Consider the following 20,788-nt stretch of genomic DNA (forward strand, 5'->3'; position numbering starts at 1 on the left):
TCAGCGTTGCAGGGTGAGCAGTCCCGGTCGGTAGGGCAGGAGGCCGTAGTCGCCGCCGGAGTTGGGGGAGCGTCCCTGGTAGAGCAGTTGCAGGTTGCAGGCGTTGACGGTCATGGTCTGGTCGGGGTTGGTGCGGATGAGTTCGCCGTGGCTGATGTCGTTGGTCCAGGTGGCGCTGCTGTTGGTCTTGCCGGCGAAGGGGTTGTTCTCGGTGGCGGCCTGCGGGGTCCACGTACCGCCCAGGTTGGTGGCGGTGAAGGAGCGGAAGTAGCGGCCCTGCGAGCCGATGGCCTCGACGAGCATGAGGTATCGGTTCTCGCCTTCGAGTTTGTAGACCTGGACGGCTTCGAACAGGTTGTTCGTGGTGTCGGTCATGATGGTCGTGTAGGACGAGCCGAAGTTGCCCGGGAAGTTGCCGATGGGCATGGTGGCCCGGTAGATGCGGCCGTTGTCGCCGGCGAAGAACAGGTACATGTTCGTGTCGTCACCGATGAGTGCCTGGTCGATGGGGCCGGTGCCGGAGTTGGAGATGCTTCCGGTGAACAGCGTCTGCTGCGACGACCAACTGTTCACATTGCTGGGGTCGCTCGACGTCCGGTAGGAGAAGGCGGTCCCGCCCCACTGGTAGGCGAGCACCCAGATGTTCTTCGGGGCGAAGTAGAAGAGGGTCGGTGCGACGGCGGAGAAAGGCATCGTGTTCTGGCTGGCCGAGGCCATGTCGGACCAGTTCGTGAAGAGGCCGAAGTTCATCGAGCCCCACCTCGTGCCCGTGTCGTGCGTCGTGGCGTAGACGAGATGCCGGCCGTTGTAGGGGGCGTGGGTGAAGTCCTTGAGCGAGACCCACCCCGACTTCGGCTGCGCCAGCGGCCCCGTCGACGACCAGCGGTACGTCGACGGAAGAACGCACGTGCCGCCCGGCGGCGGCGTGGTGGGGTTGCCCCCGCCGTCGACGCGGACGAGTTGCCACTGCTGGTTGTTGCCACCCCAGTCGTCGTACTGCACGATGTTGCCACCGTCAGCGGTCGAGGCACCCTGCACCTCCACCACCTTGTTGCTGTGCCGGTTGATCAGCCGGACGTAGCCGCCGGCCGAGTCCGCCAACCGGAACTGCTGGTTGGACCCGTTGCCGTCGGTCCACTGCACGATGCTGGCACCGTTGGCGGTCGACCAGTTGTAGACGTCCAGCACCTTGCCGGACAGCCGCGACTTCAACCGGTAGTAACCGCCGCCGGAGTCGACGAACTGCCACTGCTGCTGGTTGCCGTTGTTCCGGGTCCACTGGGTGATCCGCGCCCCGTCGTTCGTGGCCAGGTTGTACACGTCCAACGCCTTGCCGCTGTTGCGGTTCAACAACACGTACCACGCGCTCGTGTCGACGGTCGCCGCGACGGCGGGCGTCGACACCACCGCGGCGGCGGCGACACCGACCACCACGGCCGTCACGCCGGCGGCGACGACCCGCGGCAGCCACCCACGCCGCCGCGACGGCGGCGCGATCGATGGAGATCTACCAAAGACAGACATGATCCTCCTCCAATGACCAAGAGCCGAACGGTCCACCCGAGGCTGGGCGCACCGCGACGCACAGGACGGGTGCATGCGGGGAGAATGTCAGCGCTAACAGAGAGCCTCCGCATGCCCTGGTGTACGCCTGATCAAGGTCCGGCGAAGCAGGCTTGCCCGGTAAGCCGCAGGCGCGTCGCCGCCCTCAGCCATCGACTGTGAGCGATAACATGTTGTTCGTCAAGTCGTCATGTTCGGGTCCGCCAGCCGGTAGCGCCGCTGCGGCGTCCGGCGCGACCGCAGGGCGGGCACACGACGGTCAGCCTCGACCGCGACGGCGCGATGGCGGATCCTCGCGTGCCGGCAAACCCCGGCCGCCAAGCCGGCACGCCAGCGCAAGCTGCTCCGACGCTGCCACGTCCGCAACCACGTCCAGGTCGCCCACACCATGGCCGCCGCCGCGCCTGACAGCAGAACGCCCGGCGGCGCATCTACTCGAACAACCCGGCGCGGGCGTCGTGACAGGCGCTGACGAGCCGCTGCACCTCGCGGACATGGATTGCAACCAGGGGTGCCAGCAGCAGCGGCCTCGCCCCGATCCAGTGCGACGTCACTGAGCCCGAATCGAGCGGCCGAACGGTACAGCGCTTCGGCCGTTTCGGCGTTGCTCACATTGGTGTTCGCCGGTGTAATCTGCCGCGACATACAAGTTGATCACGGGGGTGGTCGGTGACGACCGTATCTGTCCTGGCGCGACTGGCGCTCGTACCCCTGCTCGGCGGTGCGGGCCTGATGGCCCCGACGGAGGCTTCCGCCGCCGCGGTGCCCACGCAGGCGGCCGGGACAACAGCGACTGTGTCCGAGCTGCACGTCAGCAACCAGAACTGCACTGCGGGCGGGGTGACCGACGGCAGCATGGAGAATCCGTTCTGCACCATCTCCGCCGCCGTCGCGGTTGCCCAGCCGGGCCAGACGGTGCTGGTGCGGCCCGGCAGCTACCCCGAGACAGTGTCGATCACCCGGTCCGGCACGGTCGAGGCGCCGATCACCGTCAGGGGCGTCGCCTCGCCCGACGGGTACGTCCGGGTCGGCAAGTACAGCACGGACGTCCCGGTCGAGGGGACGATCCTGGCGTTGCACGGTGTGCACGACGTACGGGTCGAGGGGTTCCGGCTCCTGGGCGTACGAGGCGCCGACGCGGTGACCGTCACCGGTTCCAGCCGAGTCACGCTCGACGGGCTCTCGGTGGACCAGGGTGGATCGGCGAGGGGCATCCGAATCACCGGTCCGGCTGAGGATGTGACGGTCAGCCGCACGCTCGTCGATGTCGGCAACCTGCCCGGCCTGACGGTGGAGCCGGGCGTCGTCGACCTGACGGTGACCGCCAGCCAGTTCGTCGGACAGGGCATCGTCGCCACTGACGCGCCGGGTCTGACCCTCACCGGTAACACGTTCTTCAGCTCATGCCGTCAGGTGATCGAGGTGGCCGGTGCCTCACAGGGTGCCTCCATCAAGAACAACGCCGTCCAGGACGTGGTGGTGAGCGGCAACGTCACCTGCGCAGGCCGGCTCGTGTCGGTCTCGGCGGGATCCGTGCCGAGCACCGAGGTCGACTACAACATCATCGATCCGCGCGGTGGGCGGGCACCGTACCGGTGGGCCGACGTCGACCACCCGGACCTCGCGTCGTTCCAGCAGGCCACCGGCCTGGCCGGGCACGACCTGGCGGCGGATCCGAAGATTCACTGGACGAGTCATCCGAACGGCCGGCCCTATTTGGAGTTGTCGTTCGACTCTCCCGCCCTGGACTCGGCGGACGACTCGGCCCGTGGTGCCAGCGACCGGGACCTGCTCGGCAATCCGCACGCCGACGACCCGACGCAGCCCAACACCGGCGCCGGGACCGGCTTCCGTGACCGGGGCGCCGTCGAGTTGCGGAACGGCAGGCCCCTCGCCACCGCCACCCTCCAGCCGAAGAGCGGCGGAGGCCCGCTCGATGTGGTGGCCGACGTGGCCGCGCCGGGCGGCTGGCCGACGGACGGCACCCCGGGTCGGGTCGCCTTCCGCTTCTACCCGGAGACCGTCTGGCGGGTGGGTGACGCGGCGTCGATGGAGTACACCTATCGCCGGGCCGGCCAGGCATGCGCCGGCATCGAAATCAGCTACGACGACTTCCGCACCTACGCGAGCTACACCGGCGGCACCCGCTGCACCGTCCTCGGCTCCCGGTACACCCCCGTGCCGCCGGTCCGGCTGCTGGACACCCGGGCGGCGGTCGGCACGCCCACCACCTCACCCGTGCCGGCCGACAACGAGGTCGTGCTCGACGTCCCGCGGATCCAGGAGGTGCCGGCTGCGGACGTCACCGCGGTGGTGCTCAATCTGACCGTCACGAAGCCGACGGCAGCCGGGTTTCTCCGGATCTACCCGGACGGGACGAACCTGCCCGACGTGTCCAGCGTGAACTTCGTCGCCGGTGAGACCGTGCCGAACCTGGTGACGGTGCCGATGTCCAACGGACGGTTACGCATCCATCACACCGGCACCGGGACCGCACACATCGTCGCCGACCTCCAAGGCTTCTACGCGGCGTCCGGCTCCGGCTTCCGTCCGGTCGCACCGGTGCGCGTGCTGGACACCCGAAGCGCCGGGTCCATCGCCCTGCCCGCGAACACGTCGCGGACCCTGGACCTGAGTGGCCGCATCCCCGCCGGAGCCACCGCCGTGGTGCTGAACACCACGGTGACGAAGCCGACCGCGGGCGGGGTGCTGAAGGTCTTCCCGTACGGAACCCCGGTCCCGACGGCCTCGAACCTCAACTTCGTCGCCGGGCAGACCATCCCGAACCTGGTGGTGGCACAGGTGGTGAACGGCCGAGTGGCCGTCCACAACGCCAGCTCCGGCAGTACCCATGTGGTGGTGGACCTGTCCGGCTGGTACGGCGAGGGCGCCACCGACCTGTTCGTGCCCACCCCGCTCCAGCGCATCCACGACACCCGGGGCACCTATGGCGGCGGGGCGCCGATGGACCCGTGGGCGCAGCTTGCCGTCGGGCCGTCGGTGCTGCGGACGGACTGGACACCGCCCCGGCCGACCGCGTTGGTGGCGAACCTGACCGTCACCGCGCCGACCGCGAGCGGCGTCCTCGTCGCCCGGCCCAACGGCGCGCCGGTGCCGCAAGCCTCGAACGTCAACTTCGTGGCCCGCGAGACCGCCGCGAATCACATGGTGGCCCAGGTCGGCGTCGACGACCGCGTAATCGTCCGCAACGGCAGCGCCGGTCGCAGCCACGTCATCGTCGACCAGGCAGGTTACTTCATCGCGGGGTACTGACGTACCCCGCGAACCGGAGCCGGCGTCCCCACGACCAGCGGGCGCCGACGCGACACCGGTCCCGTCGGCCGCTTCACCCTGCCCAACCCGGGTGACCGCAGTGATCGCGGCGTGGCTGGCCACCCGGATCCCGCCAGCCCCGGGTGCGAAGCGGGCCATCGCGATGGATGGCAAGACCATCCGAGGATTCCACACCGGTGACAGCGCTGAGGGTTCCCCTGACCACGCGGAGTTTGCCGCTCCATCCGAGACGTTGACCGAGCCCTGCAGCCCGAACGCCGGGAAGGCCACCGCGACCGTCGAGAGCAGCCCGACGGCCCACCGCCATTCGCCGATGCGGTGAGCCACCGGCAGATAACCCCTGACGTTGCGACGAGCACGCACGACCTCGTCTGCGCCGAGGCTGCGGTCGATCAGCGTGAGCACCTCCCCTTCCCGCTCGGTTACCACCCTCCAGCCGTCGCGGCAGCGGTCGGGCCGCCCCGGCCGACGCGCGAACTCGTCGATCAGCCGACGGGTCACCGTCGGCGCGAGCAGCCCATCGCCGGCGGCCACCACCCGGATACCGGTCGTCGGAGTCGATTCGTCGCCGGGATCACGGCTCGCGCCTGCCGCCGGTCGGCATCCATCACTGTGCGGAGAATGACCGAGGCGACGGCGTAAGGTGGGCGGCGTAACGGCCGCCCTGGTCCCTGGTGGTGCCCCAGCCGCAGGCACACCACCAGGAGCACCGGATGCCTGTTTCCCCTGCTCATGTCCTCCCTGGCCGGGAGTCCGTGGATGACCTCGTCAAGCGGATCGCCGACCGTGACCGGGCCGCCTTCGGTCGGCTCTACCGCCGTCTCGTCCGTGCTGTCTTCATCCAGGTGTGTGAGGGTGTGGGCAGCCCGTCGGCCGCCGTCGCGGTGACCCGGGCGGTGTTCGTCGAGGTCTGGCAACTCGCGCCGAGGTGCACCGCCGATCAGGTAGATGGTCTCGCGTGGGTGATGGCCATCGCCGTGCGTCGGGTTGCGGAACGGCTCCGCGCGATCGATGGCCGCCCTCCGGATCCACCGGACACGACGAGTTCCTCGGCCGTCAACTGACCGCCGCGCGGGGCGAGCCGCCGGCATCGTATCGGGCCGACCAGCGGTTCTTGTCGGTCAGCCCACCGGCACCGCAGCCGTCTGCCAGCCCCACCTGAACCTGGATTCAGGCGGCGTCGACACCGTCGTGGGCTCTGGCTCGGTGAGGATCCGCGCCGATCGGCAAGGTGCTGCCACCTTCGTTGTCCCACACCGCGTACGTGTCGGAGCCGGTCGCCGCCGCAGCCCTGGGCCGAGCCGGTGTGCTGGCCAGGATGTCGGGCGCGCGTCTGAGGTTGGTGGGGTCGGCGGCGGTCGCCATCGCCCACTCGGCCGCCGCGGTTGGGGTGGCCGGCGGTACCACCAGCAGGTCGACCTGGAGGTCGCGGCCGGTGGTGGCGACCAGCAGGGCGGGGTCGAGGGTGTTGAACCAGCCGATCCGGATCACGTCCGGTCCGACGGTCAACCGGCGGATCCGGCTCTCCCAGGTGTGGATGTTGAGGATGAGATGCCGGATCCGCCCGTGGCGTTCGGACAGGGCGAGGACCAGGCCGGGGAGTTCGGTGGCCGGGTCCCAGGACCGTGGCCACCACCCGCCGTCCAGAACCGCCCGGTCGTGGGGGAGGGCGAGGACGAGCCGGGGTGCGGCAAGGGCCGATACGGAGATCGTGGTGGCTGGCGTGGTGACGGACATGGCTCAACCGTCCTGATTCTCTGGCCGGGGCGGCAGTGGGACGCCGGTGGCTCCGGGCGCCGGCCGGGTAGTCGCACGATGCCCGGGCGCGCTGGCTTCCCGCGTGACGCGACGGCGGCCCAGCATTCTGAGTTGCACGATCCGGGCGGTGCCGGGGAGGGCGACGAGCAGGACCCCGGAAACCGCGGCCAGCAGCAGTGCCACCCCCATCGGCAGGGTGCCGTGCGCGCCCAGGAACGACACCTCAGCGCGTTGCCCGTTCTGCAGTACGAAGACGAGCAGCAGCAGGAGTACGACCGCGAACACCACGGCGGCGACCCACAGGCCGCCGACCCGTGAGCGCTTCACCGCCGGCCGTGGGGGCATCGGACGAGAAGCATCCGTGCCGCGGTGACCGTCGTGCGGAAGGAATCGAACATGACTGTTCCGGGGTGCGGTCATCAAGAACCGCCGCCTTCCGAGGAGCATCTGGTCGGCCTGAGCGCGATGGTGCGCCGGCGCGTCCGGTTGATTGCGGACCTGTGACAGACCGCCGCAGTCCGACGTGCGGTGAAAGGTGCCTTGCCAGGAACGCGGGGAGGCCCAGCGGCCTGCGGTGGGGGTGCGTAGCGGATGGCCGACACGGTGACCTCGATCGGTGGGGGCGTCCGCCAGCGGCGGCTGTCAGCCACCGGGGTCCCGAGCGACGCTTCCAGCGTACGCTTCCGCGCCTCGACCGGCTCGACAGCCGTCGGCGCCGTCGCGGTTCGGTGAGCCGCCGGTCGCGCTGCGGCGTCGTGCGGAGTATGGTTTGGCCTTCGCCGGGCCTTGACGCCGTACCGTAACGTCCGCTTCGAACGATCCGGGTCGGAGTCAGCAGTGGGCACGGACAACCCGGGGCGCGGCGATCCGATGACCTCCGATCGCCGGCTGCGGCTGTGGGCCGCTCTCGGCGATGTCGCCCGAGGTGGCGCGGTCACGGTCGATCATGTCTGCGCGGCGGCGGTCTCGGTCGCGGGCGTCGACTCCGCGGCCGTCGCCGTCATCCTCGAGGCCACGCCGCGCGAACTGGTGTACGCCACGGACCAGACCGCCCTGGATCTGGAAGACCTGACCCTCACCCTCGGTGAGGGGCCGTGCGTGGACGCGACCACCGGTGGACCTGTCCTGGTCGCGGATCTGACTGTGCCGGAGTGCCGGAACCGCTGGCCGGTGTTCGCGCCGGCCGCGGTGCGCGCCGGGGTCTGTGCGGTGTTCGCGTTGCCACTACGGGTGGGCGGGATCAGCCTCGGTGTCCTGGACCTCTACCGGGCCCGCGCCGATGACCTCGCGGCGGAGGAACTGGCCGACGTGCTGGTCCTGGCGGACACGGCATGCGCGGTGCTGCTGGACGGCGCGATGCGCCACGGGGTGGACCGGGACGATCAGTGGCCCGAGGGGACCGGCCTGCACCACCCCGAGGTGCACCAGGCGACCGGCATGATCATGGTCCAGTTCGGAGTGCCCGCGGCGGTGGCGCTCGTCCGGTTGCGCGCCTACGCGTACTCCCGGGACCGGCGGCTGCGGGACGTGGCAGCTGACGTCGTCGCCCGGCGCCTGTTTCTCGGACCGGCCGGGACACCTGGTGACCGAGATGGGTGAACAAGCGGATCGGCGCCGGGGCGGCGCCTCACGGACCATCCCGTCGGGTGACCGGCGGAACCACTGATTGACGAGGTGACTGACATGGCCGAGATCCCGCTGGCCGACGTTTTCGTGGAGATGGCCGACACTCTCGTGGACGACTTCGACGTCCTCGAGTTCCTGCACGTGCTGACCGAGAGGTGTGTCGATCTGCTGGGTGTGTCGGCGGCCGGGCTTCTCCTGACCGACCAGCGGGACACGCTGCAGGTGGTCGCCGCCTCCTCCGAACGCACCCGGCTGCTGGAGCTGTTCCAGCTCCAGACCGACCAGGGGCCCTGCCTCGACTGCTTCCGTACCGGCCAACCGGTGTCGGTCGCCGACCTTAACCTGACCACCGTCCGATGGCCGAGGTTCGCCGCCGCGGCGGCCGAGGTGGGCTTCGCCGCGGTGCACGCCCTGCCCATGCGCCTGCGCTCCGAGGTGATCGGCGCGCTGAACCTCTTCGACGTCCGGCCGGGGTCCCTCGACGAGGACAAGCTCCGCATCGGTCAGGCGCTCGCCGACGTGGCCACCATCGGACTGCTGCAACACCGCGCCATCCACCGGCGCGACATGCTCACCGAGCAGCTGCAGACTGCCCTGAACAGCCGCGTTCTGATCGAGCAGGCCAAGGGAATCCTCGCCGAACGCCTCCAGGTGGACGTGGGTCAGGCCTTCGCGTTGCTGCGCGACGGCGCCCGCAGTCGCAACCGGCGACTGTCCGAACTGTCCCAGGCGATCGTCGACGGCTCCGAGCAGATCGTGCCGGGGCCAGTCACCCACCGGTCCGGCTGACGACCGGTTCGACAGCCGAGTGCGCTTCCCGAGCCCGTCCGGGTGTCGGTCGGGGGGATGAAGGCGTACGGTTACGGTGTCGCCCGGGTCCCCGGTGGCCGCCAGTCTCGCCGCCACCAGCCCGTTAGGGGCGTGGAACCATGGTCACCTCCACCGTGACACCCGCGGCCGTTTCGTCCCCTCCGACGCTGAGCCCGGCTACGGGGGACAGCGAACAACTGTTGCGTCAACGCGCAGCCCTGAAGGCCGATGATCCCGACCGCGCACGGCTGCGGAACCGGATCATCGAGGCGAACCTGCCGATGGCGGGTCGGCTGGCCCGCCGGTACACCGGCCGCGGGGAGTCCTACGAAGACTTGGCGCAGGTCGGCGCGCTCGGCCTGATCAAGGCCGTCGACGGGTACGACAGCAGTCGGGGCGTGCCGTTCGCCTCCTACGCCGTCCCGACCATCCTCGGCGGCATCCGGAAGCACTTCCGCGACACAGCCTGGGCGATCCGGGTCCCGCGCAAGGCACAGGAACTGGGTGCACAGGTGTCCGAGGCCCGGGGCAGGCTGGCGCAGCAACGCGGTCGCCAACCGACGGATCGAGAGCTCGCCGACGACCTGGAGGTGACCGTAGCCCAACTCGTGGCCGCAGTCGCCGCCCTCGGTGTCTATCGCCTGGCGTCGCTGAACGAGCCACGGCCCGGGGCCGACGGCGTCGATCGCCACGCGCTCAGCGGCGCCGCCGATGCGGGATACGCAGCCGTGGACGACCACCTCACCCTCCGACCGCTCCTCGCGGCGCTTCCCCCACGCGAACGTCGGATCCTGACCATGCGGTTCTACGGTGACCTGACCCAGGCGGAGATCGCCACCCGGGTCGGGCTGTCCCAGATGCACGTCTCCCGGCTGCTGATGCGCTCGCTGACCCAGCTGAGAGTCGGGATGCTCCGCTGACCGGTCGTCGACCGGGACCGCTCAGGCACCCGGGCCGAGCCGTCGAGATCACCAGGAGACAGTGCCATGGCCGTTCGTCCAATCGCCGCTGGCCGGCTCTCGCCGCCGGTCAGCGGGAGATCCGGCCCCTCGACATTCGGGGTACGGGTCAGGCGGGCCCTCGTCGTCCGCGCGCTCCGCCTGCGGGTGTTCCTCCTGGTGACCGTCCTGCTTCTGCCGCTGGTGCTCATCACGACGTTTGCCGACCGCTGACCGCTTCCCGGGCGTCCCCGGCACTGGCACCGGGCAGGGCAGGGGCCGGGCCGGCGTAGCCTGAAGCGGGTCCGGATCGACGGGGTCCCACCGCTGCGATGCCGGCCACGCCGGCCGCGCCCTGGGGATCGCAGGTACGTGCCGCACTATTCGTCGGTCACGGCGACAGGTCGACCGCGGCACCCCGGTGATGGGATTCGACCAGGGCCTCCACTCCGCCTCCCGTGACCATGACCGTCCGGAACGGCTTCTCAAGGGGGCAGACGATGAGGATCGCCAGGTACAGGATCGTCGCGGCGCTGCGCGACCGCGGCCAGCAGTTCAGGGCCGACTGGGTCGAGCGCGAACTACCGGAGCGGGTGGACCCCGCCAAGCACGTGGGGCTGCTCGCCACCCTGCGTCTCGATCCGGCCGACCTCGCCGACGTGCCGTCCCCGTGAGGGTCGCCCTGCTCGGTCCGGTCGCCTGGCGGACACCCCCGGACCACTACGGTCCCTGGGAGCAGGTGACCGGTCTGCTCGCCGAGGGGCTGGTCACCCGTGGCGTGGATGTGACTCTCTTCGCGACGCTGGACTCCGTCACCTCGGCGGCCCTCGACGGCGTGTGCCCTCGGGGGTACGCCGACGATCCGGACCTGGACGGCCGGGTGTGGGAGGCGATGCACGTGTCCCACGCGATGGCCCGCTCGTCGGAGTTCGACCTGGTGCACAGCCACCTCGACTGGCTGCCGCTCGCCTTCGCCGAGCACTGCCGCGCTCCGCTGCTCACCACCGTGCACGGCTTCTCCGGCCCAGGGATCCTCCCCGCGTACGTCCGGGCCCGTTCGTCCTACGTGTCGATCTCCGACGCCGACCGGAGCGCGGAGCTCGACTACGTCGCCACGGTGCACCACGGTGTCGACCTCACCGGGCTGCCGTTCACCCGCGACGCCGGCCCCGGACTGGCCGCCTTCGGCCGGATCCATCCCGACAAGGGCACCCACACCGCCATCGAGATCGCCCGCCGCGCCGGCCGGCCGCTGACCATCTGTGGCGAGGAGGACTGCGACAACGAGATCACCGCCACCGTGCTGGACGCCCTGTTCCGGCGGAGAGCAACGGCATGGAGGACGCCCGGTTCGTCCGGTTCACCGACGAATCCGGACCCGTGTACCGGGCCACTTACACCGCCTACGACGGCCGGCACATTGCCGCCCGCGCGCTGGGCAGCGGTGACCTGCGCCGTTTCGAGAGCGCCCCGATGCGCGGGCCGGGCGTCCGCAACAAGGGCATCGCGCTGTTCCCCCGTACCGCCTGCGGCCGGCACCTCGCCCTGTGCCGCGCCGACGGCGAGACCATCGGCCTGACCCGCCTGGACGGCGAGAACCGGTGGCAGGAGCCGGTGCCGCTGCACGCCCCCGGGACAGCTGGGAACTGATCCAGGTCGGCAACTGCGGATCCCCGATCGAGACCGACGCCGGCTGGCTCGTGCTCACCCACGGGGTCGGCCGTTCTCCGGGATTCCCCGTCGGCGGCTGCCTGTGGTGGAGAGGACGCGACGGACAGCGCGAGGGCGTCGGCGCGGTCGCGCTCGCTGAAGGGTGCCGGCACGAAGGGCCTGCCGTCAGGTGGGCGGGTGGGGTGGGCCGATGACCCCCCCGTTCCGCCTAGCTGGCCTGCAGGGTCACGTCGCCGATGACGAAGCTGGTCAGCAGGGACGAGTCCTCCACGCCGGTGAACTTCACGGTCATCGTCTGCCGGCGTACGAGGCCACGTTGACGGTGCGCTGCACGTAGCCGGCCGCCGCGTTCACGTTCGAGTACGTCGCCACCGTCGTGGACCCGACCTGGACGGTCAACGTGTCGTACGCCGTCGACGTCGTCTCCGCCGTGTCGACCTGCAGCCAGAACGACAACGTGTAACTGCGTCACGCGACCAGATGCCGTATTCTGATCCGCTTCTATGCGGCTTCGTCCCGACCTACCGTCACCAACCGCGCCATGACGAGCTGGCGGGAGACTCCTACCGTCTCACGCACCTGTGGTGAAGCGGTGTTCCTCCGGTGGATCGCCGTCGCCTCGCCATCGCAGCGTTGCGCCTCGTCTTCCCGCCCGGCGGCGACGTACGCCTGTGCGAGCGCGAGCAGCGCCTCCCCCTCCAGTATCCGGTAACCCACGCTGCGGGCGATGCCCAGCGCCTCGGTGGCCTCGCGGACGGCGTGACAGTGCATTCAGTCATGGGTGACGGCTGACGTTGGCGAGCAATGAGGTGAGCCGAGGTCACGCCGTAGCGGTCGGGACCGTCTCCCACCCTGCCGCTCCGCCGACGATCGGCTCCGGCTGACCGGGCGCGGAGCGGGATCAGCGCACCGTCGATGTCGACAAAGACCAACGGTCGCCCAACGTTGGGAGGCACTGCCGAGCTGTACCGGCGGTCCAGCCCCCTGGCACCAGCGACCCGCAACCTCAGACAGTCCGCCAGATGCGGCAGAAGCGGACACCGTCTTGCCGCAGGTTGTTCGGCAGCACGTCAGCGCTGGTGGCAGGACCGAGCCGGCCAGCGACTCGTCCGTTGACAACATCACTCGCGCTTCAATACGCTTAACACATTGGTTAAGTGAAGGGAGCTTCCGATGGCTGGCACCGATCAGCTCAGCGCGGTGTTCTCGGCGCTCGCCGACCCGACTCGCCGGGCGATCATCGCCGAGCTGGCCGCACGCGACGCCACGGTCACCGAGCTCACCGCTCCTCTCTCCATCTCGATGCCGGCGGTGTCACGGCACCTGAAAGTGCTCGAGCGCGCCGCGCTCATCTCGCGGTCACGGTCGGGCAAGTGGCGCGCGAGTCACCTCGAAGCTGCCCCGCTGCGCGAGGCGGCCGACTGGATCGAGCGCTACCGGCGGTTCTGGGACTCGTCCCTCACCCGCCTCGATGCCCACCTCGCCGCGGTGCAGGCCGCCGGACCGGCAACGGACCGGATGGCCGACGACCCCAGGGAGCTCGAATGAACACCGAAACTCCGCAACTCGTCATTTCCCGCGTGCTCGACGCGCCGCGGGAGCTCGTCTACCGAGCCTTCACCGATCCCGACCACCTGGCGGCGTGGTGGGGCCCGACCGGCAACTCACTACCGCGCGACAAGATCGAGTTCGACGTACGCCCCGGCGGCTATCAGCGGTGGACGGAGGTCAATGCAGCCGAACCCGACCTTCGCGTGCACATCCACGTTGACCTCACCGACGTCGCCGACGGCGAACTACTCGAAGGCGTCATGCACGTCAGTGGCCGGCTGCAGGAGGGCATCGAGCCGTTCGAGACGAGACTCCGGATCGAGTTCCACGACGAGGCTGACGGACGGACGCGACTGGAGATCCGCCAGTGGCTCCCCGAACGCCTGGCGCACCCCAGCGAGGAGGGTTGGCGCCAAGCGTTCACCAAGCTGGACGCCACACTGATGAATGTCCAGGCTGTTGCAGCCAATCATCGAGAGGTAGAGGCATGGCAAAGCTGATCTACGTGACGAACGTGTCGCTTGACGGCTACATCGAGGACGAACGCGGCGCGTTCGACTGGTTCCCACCCGACGACGAGGTATTCGCGTTCACCACCGACCTCCTGCGGTCTGCGGGCACGTTTCTCTACGGGCGGCGCCTGTACGAGGCGATGGCCGTCTGGGAGACCGACGCCGCTCTGGCCGCGCAGTCCGACCTCACGGCCGACTTCGCGAGCGCCTGGCAGGCGGCGAGCAAGGTCGTGTACTCCACGACCCTTCCCGCGGTGTCAACTGCCGACACCCGACTCGAACGCCGTTTCGACCCCGCCGCAGTGCACGCGCTGAAGGCCACGGCCAGCAGCGATCTCACCGTAGGAGGTGCCAACCTCGCAACGCAGGCTTTCAAGGCCGGGCTGGTCGACGAGTGCCAGCTGTTCATCCTGCCCATCGTCGTCGGCGGGGGCAAGCCAGGGCTGCCGACCGGCATGCGCGCCGACCTTGAGCTCCTCGATGAGCGCCGATTCCGAAACGGCGTCGTACACCTCCGCTACCGCCCTCTCGGACAGTGAGCGCTGACGACTGATCCGGCCGGATGAGGTCGCCCATCACGAACTCGGGTTGCGTCACGTCGCAGTGTGCGGAGACGTCAACCGCCGCGTCGAGACGACGGTGGCGACAGCGAACCTCAGTCCGGGGAACGCCCCGAGAACTACCCCCTTCGTCTATCCGTCGGCATGCCAGCCGCACGCTCGTCGACCGCTCCCGACGCAACCGCTCATCGGCATGAGCGGACACCTGGTAGGAACCGTCGCCGTAGGCATCAGGGTGGGGCGCCGTCTCCACAGGCCGGGCGCAGCAACCCCGTGGACCAAGCGTCCACCGGCGTGCTCGGCGGGCCTCGCCTCTGAGATCAGCAGCGGTCCAGCGGCCTGACGAGGGCGGTCCCCAGTCTTCGGCGTGGGTGAGGCCGAGGACTGACACCGCGTCGGTCACCGCCGTCCGGTGCCCGGCCAGCGGGTCCCGGGCCGAGGGAGCGCACGTCATGATCTTCGATGCTGTGCGCGGTGTTTGCTCTCCAGCGGATACCAACCGGGGTCAACCCGTGCCAGCGCAGGTCACCGCGGTCGACCGCCGGTCGCAAACCGGAGTACGTGTGCTCCAGATGTGCTCCTGCTCCTGGGCTTGGGAGAACGGGGGCACGGGTGACTTGGGTGAACGTGGGCCATTCCCTGCCACCCCAGGTGAACCCCCAGGTCGCTGGACTAGGCCCTCGCGCCCTCGTAGCTCAGGGGATAGAGCATCGGTTTCCTAACCGGAGGCTCCGCTTGTGTCCGCACGCTGATGACCTGCGGCTTCTCTTTTTTCAGGTCCCGTGCCCCGGTCGCACGCGCGGGTCACTGTGATCGCCTGCTGAAGATCAGCAGAGGTGCATGACGCTGCTCAGTGCCGCTTTGCGTGGTTGGCCGTGTCGGTGGCGTACGCAGTGCCACGCCGGCTCATGAACGTTCCGCATGCAGTCACCCTTAATCGCGGAAGACCGAGCTGAGTGTGCGGTCAATAGGGGTCTTCTCCCGATGGGATTCCCGGCATCATCGTGCGTGTGACGACCGCCCGGTCCACCAGCCACCGGCGGTTGCCGGACTCCCGCGAACCTTCTGGGGAAGGAACTGCCTTGTCCACTCGTCGTCAACTGCTGCGCCTCGGCGCGGCGTCGGGCATCGCCGGGGCGACCGGTGGCCTGGCCGGCCTGTCCGGACAGTTCGGCGCGGCACCCGCAACGGCACGGGTCGCCGCACCGGCAGCCACGCCCGTGACCCCGTTCACCGTCCCGATGACCGTGCCGCAGACCCTGCGCCCGGTGCTGCGGACCGCCACCACCGACTACTACTCGGTCACCATGCACCGGAGGCGATTGGAGATCGTGCCGGGCAGCCGCACCGAGGTGTACACCTACAACGGTGACCTACCTGGCCCGACGATCCGCGCCACCTCGGGCCGGCGGGTGGTGGTACGCCAGCGCAACCGGCTGCACGTGCCCACGGCGGTGCACCTGCACGGTGGCGCCACCGCCCCCGAGGACGACGGCTCAGGCCACGCCGTGATTCCACCCGGCGGCGAGCGGGTCTACACCTATCCGAACCGGCAGCCGCACGCCACGCTCTGGATGCACGACCACACCCACCACATGGAGGCCGAGCACCTCTACCGGGGCCTGTCCAGCCTCTACCTGCTCACCGACCGCACCGAGGCGGCACTTCCGCTGCCCCGAGGCCGATTCGATGTCCCACTGGTGCTCCGCGACGCGCATCTGGACGCCGACGCCCAGTTGGTCTGGAACATGGACGACGCCGACAACCGGACCACCCTGCTGGTCAACGGTCGGCCGTGGCCGCGCTTCGAGGTGGAGGCCCGCCGCTACCGCTTCCGCCTGGTCAACGCCAGCAACCTGCGGTTCTTCCTGCTGCGGCTCGCCGACGGCGGGGACCTCGCGGTGATCGGCTCCGACGGCGGCCTGCTGGAGGCACCGGTCACCATGCCATACCTGATGCTCTCACCCGGCGAACGACTCGACGTGGTGATCGACTTCGCCCGCTACCAGCCGGGCACCTCCGTGGTGCTGCAGAACCTGATGGGACCCGGTCCGGCCGAGATGGTCGGCCAGGTGATGCGCTTCGACGTCGTACCGGCCAAGGGGCCGGACCGCACGTCGGTGCCGCAACGGCTACGTACCCTGCCGCCGCTGCCCACACCGACCGTGCGCCGCAGCATCGAGCTGCGGATGGACGAGACGGGCTCCGATGGACACCAGGCGTACATCGACGGGAAGGTCTTCGATCCGGCCCGGATCGACACCACCATCGCCTGGGGCAGCACCGAGGAGTGGACGGTGACCAACGCCAACGTCTTCATGCCGCACAACTTCCACATGCACCTGGTGCAGTTCCGGGTGCTCGACCGCAACGGCGCGCCGGCCGATCCCACCGAGTCCGGCCTGAAGGACACCGTGATCGTCTGGCCCGGACAGAGCGTGCGGTTGCAGGCCACCTTTGACACCTGGCGCGGCGTCTACCCGTATCACTGCCACATGGTCGACCACAGCGCGATGGGCATGATGGCCAATCTCAGGATCATCTGATCCCACCCGCAGTCGCATCCGGGGCAGGCAACAGCAGCATCGCCCGACAGTTGCGGCTGCGGCACGGCCGCTCGGATCATGAACAGCGGCAAGGTGGCCGGCTGGCGGGGCCGGATCAGTCCGGGGATCAGCCCCGCCCTGGAGCGGGACGTGGACCTGAACCGGAAGGCCCCGATGATGTGCTGGCGTGCTGGCAGACGCCGGGCGCGATCCGGCACGCCGGCATCGACCGGATCACCGCCCTGCTCCGACGCGGCCATGTCAGAACGCCGTCCAGGTCGCCGAGGCGATGGTCGCCGCCGCCCGGCAGCAGACCGTCACTCTGCCCGGCCAACGCGCCGCCGTCGTGGTGGTCGGGCAGCTGGCCACCGAGATCCTCGCCCTCGAGCAACGCATCGCCGAACACCTGGACCAGCACCCCCTCGCGCCGATCGTGAGCAGCCTGCCCGGCATGGGCACCCTGCTCACTGCCGAACTGCTGGTCCATACCGCCGGTATGACCGGATACGACAGCCCCGCCGAACTCGCCGCCCACGCCGGCTCGGCACCGGTGTCCCACGACTCCGGTACGGTTTCCGGGAACCATCGGCAGCCCCGCCGATACCACCGGAGACTGCGGCACATTCTGTGGATGGCCGCGTTCACCGCCGCCGGGGAATGCCCCACCTCCCGCGCCTACTACGAAAAGAAGCGCGCCGAAGGCAATAACCACCGCCAAGCCATGCTCGCCCTCGCCCGACGACGCGTCGACGTCCTCTGGGCCCTCGTTCGCGACAACAGGACGTTCACCCGACCGGCACCAGCGGTTCGCGCCGCAGTCTGAACCAGCAAGCTCCCCGCCGACGCGACCCCGGTCCCGCCGGCCACCCCACCCTGCCCACCAAGATCACCCCGAGTCACATGGAGCTCCGGGTGTGATCCTGGGCTGGGCGAACAGGGGTCCGGGTGACGTGGGTGAACGTGGGCCACTCCCTGCCACCCCAGGTGAACCCCCGGGTCGCTGGACTAGGCCCTCGCGCCCTCGTAGCTCAGGGGATAGAGCATCGGTTTCCTAACCCGGCGCTCCGCTTGTGTCCGCAGGCTGCCTGACCTGCGGGTTCTTGTTTTCTACCCTGTGTGTGCCCGCGCTTCGCGGCCTTGCTGTGATCGCTTGCCGAAGATCAGCTGGAGTGTTGTGGGGTCCTGCGTGTGCAGGCTTATCGCTGCCGCGAGTCGGGAGTCGGGTCATCCTCGGCGGGTTCATCCTTGTCGAGCAGTTCACGGCGTCATTCGGCGAATCGGCTACGGAGATTGTCCAGCGCTCGGCCCGCGACGCCGTACTGGGCGAAGTCGTCAGGATCGAGCAGGGTGGCTTTTCCGAGAGCGTCGGCGAAGCCGCGCCGGTCGAAGCCACGGTCGGCGCGCTGGGCGAGGGTGAGGAGGGCTTCGCGGGTGTAGCTGCGATCGCGACCTGGCGATCGAGAACGGGTACTGCCGGTTGTGCCGGCACCAGGCCGCCCTGGACGGCACGCCGCCGGTCGACGCCGCGGCACCGACGCCGCCTACCTGCACGGCCGGCTCGACCTGGCGCCGATCCGCCACCACCAGATGTTCTCCGACCGGATGAAGCACCGGCGCCCCAGCGGCCCGGTCCGCACCCGCGACCGGTGGGCTCGGCCCCGCAAGACAGCACCACCGGCCGCTACGGCTCACCAGAGGGCGGCCGGCATCGGGATCTCGGTGCCGTATGAGAACCAGTCGCTCCACCTGCGTACGTCGGTGGAGAACGACGATCCGGTCGTCGCCGGGGCGACGTAGACGTCCGCTGCGGAGCCCCGGGTGAAGGCGATCACGTCGTCGCGACCGTCGCCGGTGAAGTCACCGATGCCAGGCACCTGCACTGCGCCGGCGAAGTCATGATGCCAGACGGTTGCCGTACCGAACTGGCGCAATGACCAGGAATGGACCATCGACAGTGCGACCACCACCGACCGGCGCTCTCCTCTGGCGAATCCGACCAGGTCGGCGCAGCCGTCGCCGTTGACGTCGCCCACCGCCGGTACGTCTGTGCCGAGGGCGAGCGGGTGACCCCAGTACGTCGCCGGCGCGAACCGGTCGCCCTGGGAGGCGGAGACCCGCAGCATGCCTGCACCGACCCGGTCGACCGCCACCAGGTCGTCGCGCCCGTCGCAGTCGAAGTCACCGACCAGCGGTATCGCGTCTGCGCCGGGGAAGCCGCTGGTCCAGCTGACTCCGGTGCCGACGAACTGGCTGCCGTTGGAGAGTGCGACGAAGACCGTACGGTTGGTCGACGGGTGGACCCGGATGCCCCGGGTGACGGTGGCGATGTCGTCGCGGCCGTCGCCGTTGAAGTCACCGACCACCGGGGTTTCGTTGCCCACCGCGAAGCGGCTGTGCCAGAGCTGCGACGGCCCGAACGACGTGCCGGTCGACAGCGCCACGTACACGTGGGCGGAGACACCCCGGGTGAACGTGATCAGGTCGTCGCGGCCGTCGCCGTCGACGTCGCCGAGCAGCGGGATCTCCTCACCGGCGCTGAAATACTCGTGCCATCTGGTGCCGGCGGTGAACCCGGATCCGGTGGACAGCGCCACCCACACGTCGGCGGCGGCACCCCGGGTGAAGGTGACGATGTCGTCGCGACCGTCGCCGTCGACATCGGATCCGGTACGCCCGAAGCCGTCGTTGCCCGGGCCGTTGCGGTCCAGGTAGAGCACCCGGTTCGGCGAGCCCGCGATGTCGGTGATCCGGTCCCTGCTTGCCTCGTTGATCAGGGTGGTCGCCACCAACTCGGGCGAGGCGTCCGGGAAACGGTCCAGGTAGCGGGCGACCGCGCCGGTGACGTGTGCGGCGGCGATCGACGTACCGTTGCCGAGGTTGGTCGTCGCGGTGTCACTGTCGTTGGTCGTGGTCGTCACCTGCTCGCCGGGCGCGAAAAGGTCGACACACGGGCCCCAGGAGGTGCCCCGGATCCGGTCCTTGAGCGCATGTATCGAACCGACAGTGATCACCGCCGGCACCCGGCCGGGGGAGAATCGGCAGGCGTCATGGTCGCTGTTGCCGGCCGCCGCGACCACGGTGATCCCCCGGTCGACCACCCGGGTCACCGCGGCGTCAAGTGGCGGGTGTATCCCCGGCACCCGCCAGCTCAGGTTGACCACCGCCGGGCGGACCGCATTGACGTGCAGCCAGTCCATGATGGCGATCATGTCGGCGGTGGTCGCCGTGGTGCAGCCCAGCCGGATCGAGTGCAGCCGGACGTTCTTGGCCACCCCGTGCAGCCGGCCCCCGATGGTCCCGGCCATCGGCGTGCCATGCCCGTGGCAGTCGTGCGAGCCGCCCGGCCCCACGTCGCTCTGGCCGAAGGTGACCGTGCTGACCACGCGTCCGCCGAAGTCTTCGTGGGTCGTCCGGATCCCGCTGTCGACGACGTACGCGTTGACGCCGGTGCCGTCGGAGTCCCACCGGTAGCTGCCGTCGAAGTCCCGGCGCTGGTCGATGACGTCCAGCCCCCACGACGGGGGGCGCTGCTCGCCGCCGAGCCATTCGATCTCCATCTGCGGCGCGATGTAAGCCACCAGGGGGCTCTTGGCCAGCGCTTCGGCGATTTGCTTCGACATGTGCACGGCGAAGCCGGGCAGCGCGTGGTAGTAGGTGTGGGTCAGCTTTCCGGGGTACTCGGCGAGCAGGCTGGCGACAGCTTTGTCGATTTTTTCCTTGGTCGCTTCTTTGTCCTTGTCGTCGAGTTCTTTGTCGTCAAAGGCCAGGACCACCACGTGGGAGTCCGCGATGTCTTCCTTGCCAGCTGGCGCGGCGGAGGCCGGCGACGCGTCCGGGGTGAGCCCGGTCGAGACGAGCAGGGTCGCGGTGAGCAGCGCCGCGGCGGTGAGACGAGGCCAGCGAAGGCGGGGCAAGCGATACCGGACGGTTGACATGACGGTCGCTCCGATCGGGTGGTT

At 69.7% G+C, this 20,788-nt stretch carries 16 protein-coding genes and 3 pseudogenes; 12 read left to right on the forward strand and 7 right to left on the reverse strand.

What is annotated here, in order from left to right; all coding sequences use genetic code 11:
* On the reverse strand, positions 1-1,524 hold the full coding sequence (locus tag ACPFP2_RS06185; RefSeq protein ID WP_424086992.1) for a non-reducing end alpha-L-arabinofuranosidase family hydrolase: 1,524 nt from the start codon (positions 1,522-1,524) through the stop codon (positions 1-3).
* A gap of 708 nt (positions 1,525-2,232) precedes the next feature.
* On the opposite strand from ACPFP2_RS06185, the gene ACPFP2_RS06190 reads away from it, so the two are divergent.
* Both ACPFP2_RS06190 and ACPFP2_RS06195 read left to right on the forward strand, forming a co-directional pair.
* Positions 2,233-4,836 carry a DUF1565 domain-containing protein gene (locus ACPFP2_RS06190; RefSeq protein ID WP_424086994.1) on the forward strand — a complete coding sequence of 868 codons (2,604 nt, stop codon included), beginning with the start codon at positions 2,233-2,235 and terminating at the stop codon, positions 4,834-4,836.
* A gap of 776 nt (positions 4,837-5,612) precedes the next feature.
* A complete protein-coding gene (locus ACPFP2_RS06195; protein WP_424086995.1) occupies positions 5,613-5,921 on the forward strand; it encodes a hypothetical protein in 309 nt (102 codons plus the stop codon).
* A 106-nt stretch (positions 5,922-6,027) separates the two neighbouring features.
* On the opposite strand, the gene ACPFP2_RS06200 is transcribed toward ACPFP2_RS06195, so the two are convergent.
* Together ACPFP2_RS06200 and ACPFP2_RS06205 are read right to left on the reverse strand one after the other, a co-directional pair.
* Complete coding sequence (locus ACPFP2_RS06200; protein ID WP_424086997.1) at positions 6,028-6,594, reverse strand: DUF5994 family protein; 567 nt, start codon at positions 6,592-6,594, stop codon at positions 6,028-6,030.
* Positions 6,595-6,597: 3 nt separating this feature from the next.
* Positions 6,598-6,903, reverse strand: coding sequence for a lipopolysaccharide assembly protein LapA domain-containing protein (locus tag ACPFP2_RS06205; RefSeq protein ID WP_424086999.1), 306 nt, complete (start codon positions 6,901-6,903; stop codon positions 6,598-6,600).
* A gap of 582 nt (positions 6,904-7,485) precedes the next feature.
* Between ACPFP2_RS06205 and ACPFP2_RS06210 the strand changes: the two genes are divergently transcribed.
* The 5 genes from ACPFP2_RS06210 (at position 7,486) to ACPFP2_RS06230 (ending at position 11,568) form a co-directional block, all read left to right on the forward strand.
* Positions 7,486-8,214, forward strand: coding sequence for a GAF and ANTAR domain-containing protein (locus ACPFP2_RS06210; RefSeq protein ID WP_424087001.1), 729 nt, complete (start codon positions 7,486-7,488; stop codon positions 8,212-8,214).
* 84 nt (positions 8,215-8,298) lie between these two features.
* Positions 8,299-9,030, forward strand: coding sequence for a GAF and ANTAR domain-containing protein (locus ACPFP2_RS06215; RefSeq protein WP_424087003.1), 732 nt, complete (start codon positions 8,299-8,301; stop codon positions 9,028-9,030).
* Between the two features lie 140 nt (positions 9,031-9,170).
* Positions 9,171-9,971, forward strand: coding sequence for a SigB/SigF/SigG family RNA polymerase sigma factor (locus ACPFP2_RS06220; RefSeq protein ID WP_424087005.1), 801 nt, complete (start codon positions 9,171-9,173; stop codon positions 9,969-9,971).
* Between the two features lie 518 nt (positions 9,972-10,489).
* Entirely contained in the window at positions 10,490-10,663 is a 174-nt protein-coding gene (locus tag ACPFP2_RS06225) for a hypothetical protein (protein ID WP_424087007.1), read from the forward strand.
* Positions 10,660-11,568 (forward strand): glycosyltransferase, encoded by a 909-nt coding sequence (locus ACPFP2_RS06230; RefSeq protein ID WP_424087009.1) that lies wholly within the window; start codon positions 10,660-10,662, stop codon positions 11,566-11,568. The genes ACPFP2_RS06225 and ACPFP2_RS06230 overlap by 4 nt, the downstream gene beginning before the upstream one ends.
* 300 nt (positions 11,569-11,868) lie before the next feature.
* On the opposite strand, the pseudogene ACPFP2_RS06235 reads toward ACPFP2_RS06230, so the two are convergent.
* Together ACPFP2_RS06235 and ACPFP2_RS06240 are read right to left on the reverse strand one after the other, a co-directional pair.
* Positions 11,869-12,125 (reverse strand): annotated as a pseudogene (locus ACPFP2_RS06235) (aminopeptidase); the annotation flags it as partial.
* A 36-nt stretch (positions 12,126-12,161) separates the two neighbouring features.
* Entirely contained in the window at positions 12,162-12,431 is a 270-nt protein-coding gene (locus tag ACPFP2_RS06240) for a hypothetical protein (protein WP_424087010.1), read from the reverse strand.
* 402 nt (positions 12,432-12,833) lie between these two features.
* Between ACPFP2_RS06240 and ACPFP2_RS06245 the strand changes: the two genes are divergently transcribed.
* From ACPFP2_RS06245 to ACPFP2_RS06265, 5 genes and pseudogenes are all read left to right on the forward strand, one after another.
* Positions 12,834-13,208, forward strand: a complete 375-nt coding sequence (locus ACPFP2_RS06245) for an ArsR/SmtB family transcription factor (RefSeq protein WP_107074480.1) — start codon at positions 12,834-12,836, stop codon at positions 13,206-13,208.
* Positions 13,205-13,711 (forward strand): SRPBCC family protein, encoded by a 507-nt coding sequence (locus ACPFP2_RS06250; protein WP_424087013.1) that lies wholly within the window; start codon positions 13,205-13,207, stop codon positions 13,709-13,711. Before ACPFP2_RS06245 ends, ACPFP2_RS06250 begins: the two co-directional genes overlap by 4 nt.
* Complete coding sequence (locus tag ACPFP2_RS06255; RefSeq protein WP_424087015.1) at positions 13,699-14,262, forward strand: dihydrofolate reductase family protein; 564 nt, start codon at positions 13,699-13,701, stop codon at positions 14,260-14,262. Before ACPFP2_RS06250 ends, ACPFP2_RS06255 begins: the two co-directional genes overlap by 13 nt.
* A 1,103-nt stretch (positions 14,263-15,365) precedes the next feature.
* Entirely contained in the window at positions 15,366-16,829 is a 1,464-nt protein-coding gene (locus ACPFP2_RS06260; RefSeq protein WP_424087017.1) for a multicopper oxidase family protein, read from the forward strand.
* Positions 16,830-16,952: 123 nt separating this feature from the next.
* Positions 16,953-17,652: pseudogene (locus ACPFP2_RS06265) on the forward strand (transposase); the annotation flags it as partial.
* A 442-nt stretch (positions 17,653-18,094) separates the two neighbouring features.
* On the opposite strand, the pseudogene ACPFP2_RS06270 reads toward ACPFP2_RS06265, so the two are convergent.
* Both ACPFP2_RS06270 and ACPFP2_RS06275 read right to left on the reverse strand, forming a co-directional pair.
* Positions 18,095-18,277 (reverse strand): annotated as a pseudogene (locus ACPFP2_RS06270) (nucleotidyl transferase AbiEii/AbiGii toxin family protein); the annotation flags it as partial.
* 240 nt (positions 18,278-18,517) lie between these two features.
* The gene (locus tag ACPFP2_RS06275; RefSeq protein ID WP_424087018.1) at positions 18,518-20,743 is read right to left on the reverse strand and encodes a S8 family serine peptidase; all 2,226 of its coding nucleotides are present in this window, start codon (positions 20,741-20,743) and stop codon (positions 18,518-18,520) included.
* Between the last annotated feature and the right edge of the window lie 45 nt (positions 20,744-20,788).

Origin of the sequence: Micromonospora citrea, from assembly GCF_049629545.1 — a bacterium.
GTDB lineage: Bacteria > Actinomycetota > Actinomycetes > Mycobacteriales > Micromonosporaceae > Micromonospora > Micromonospora citrea_A.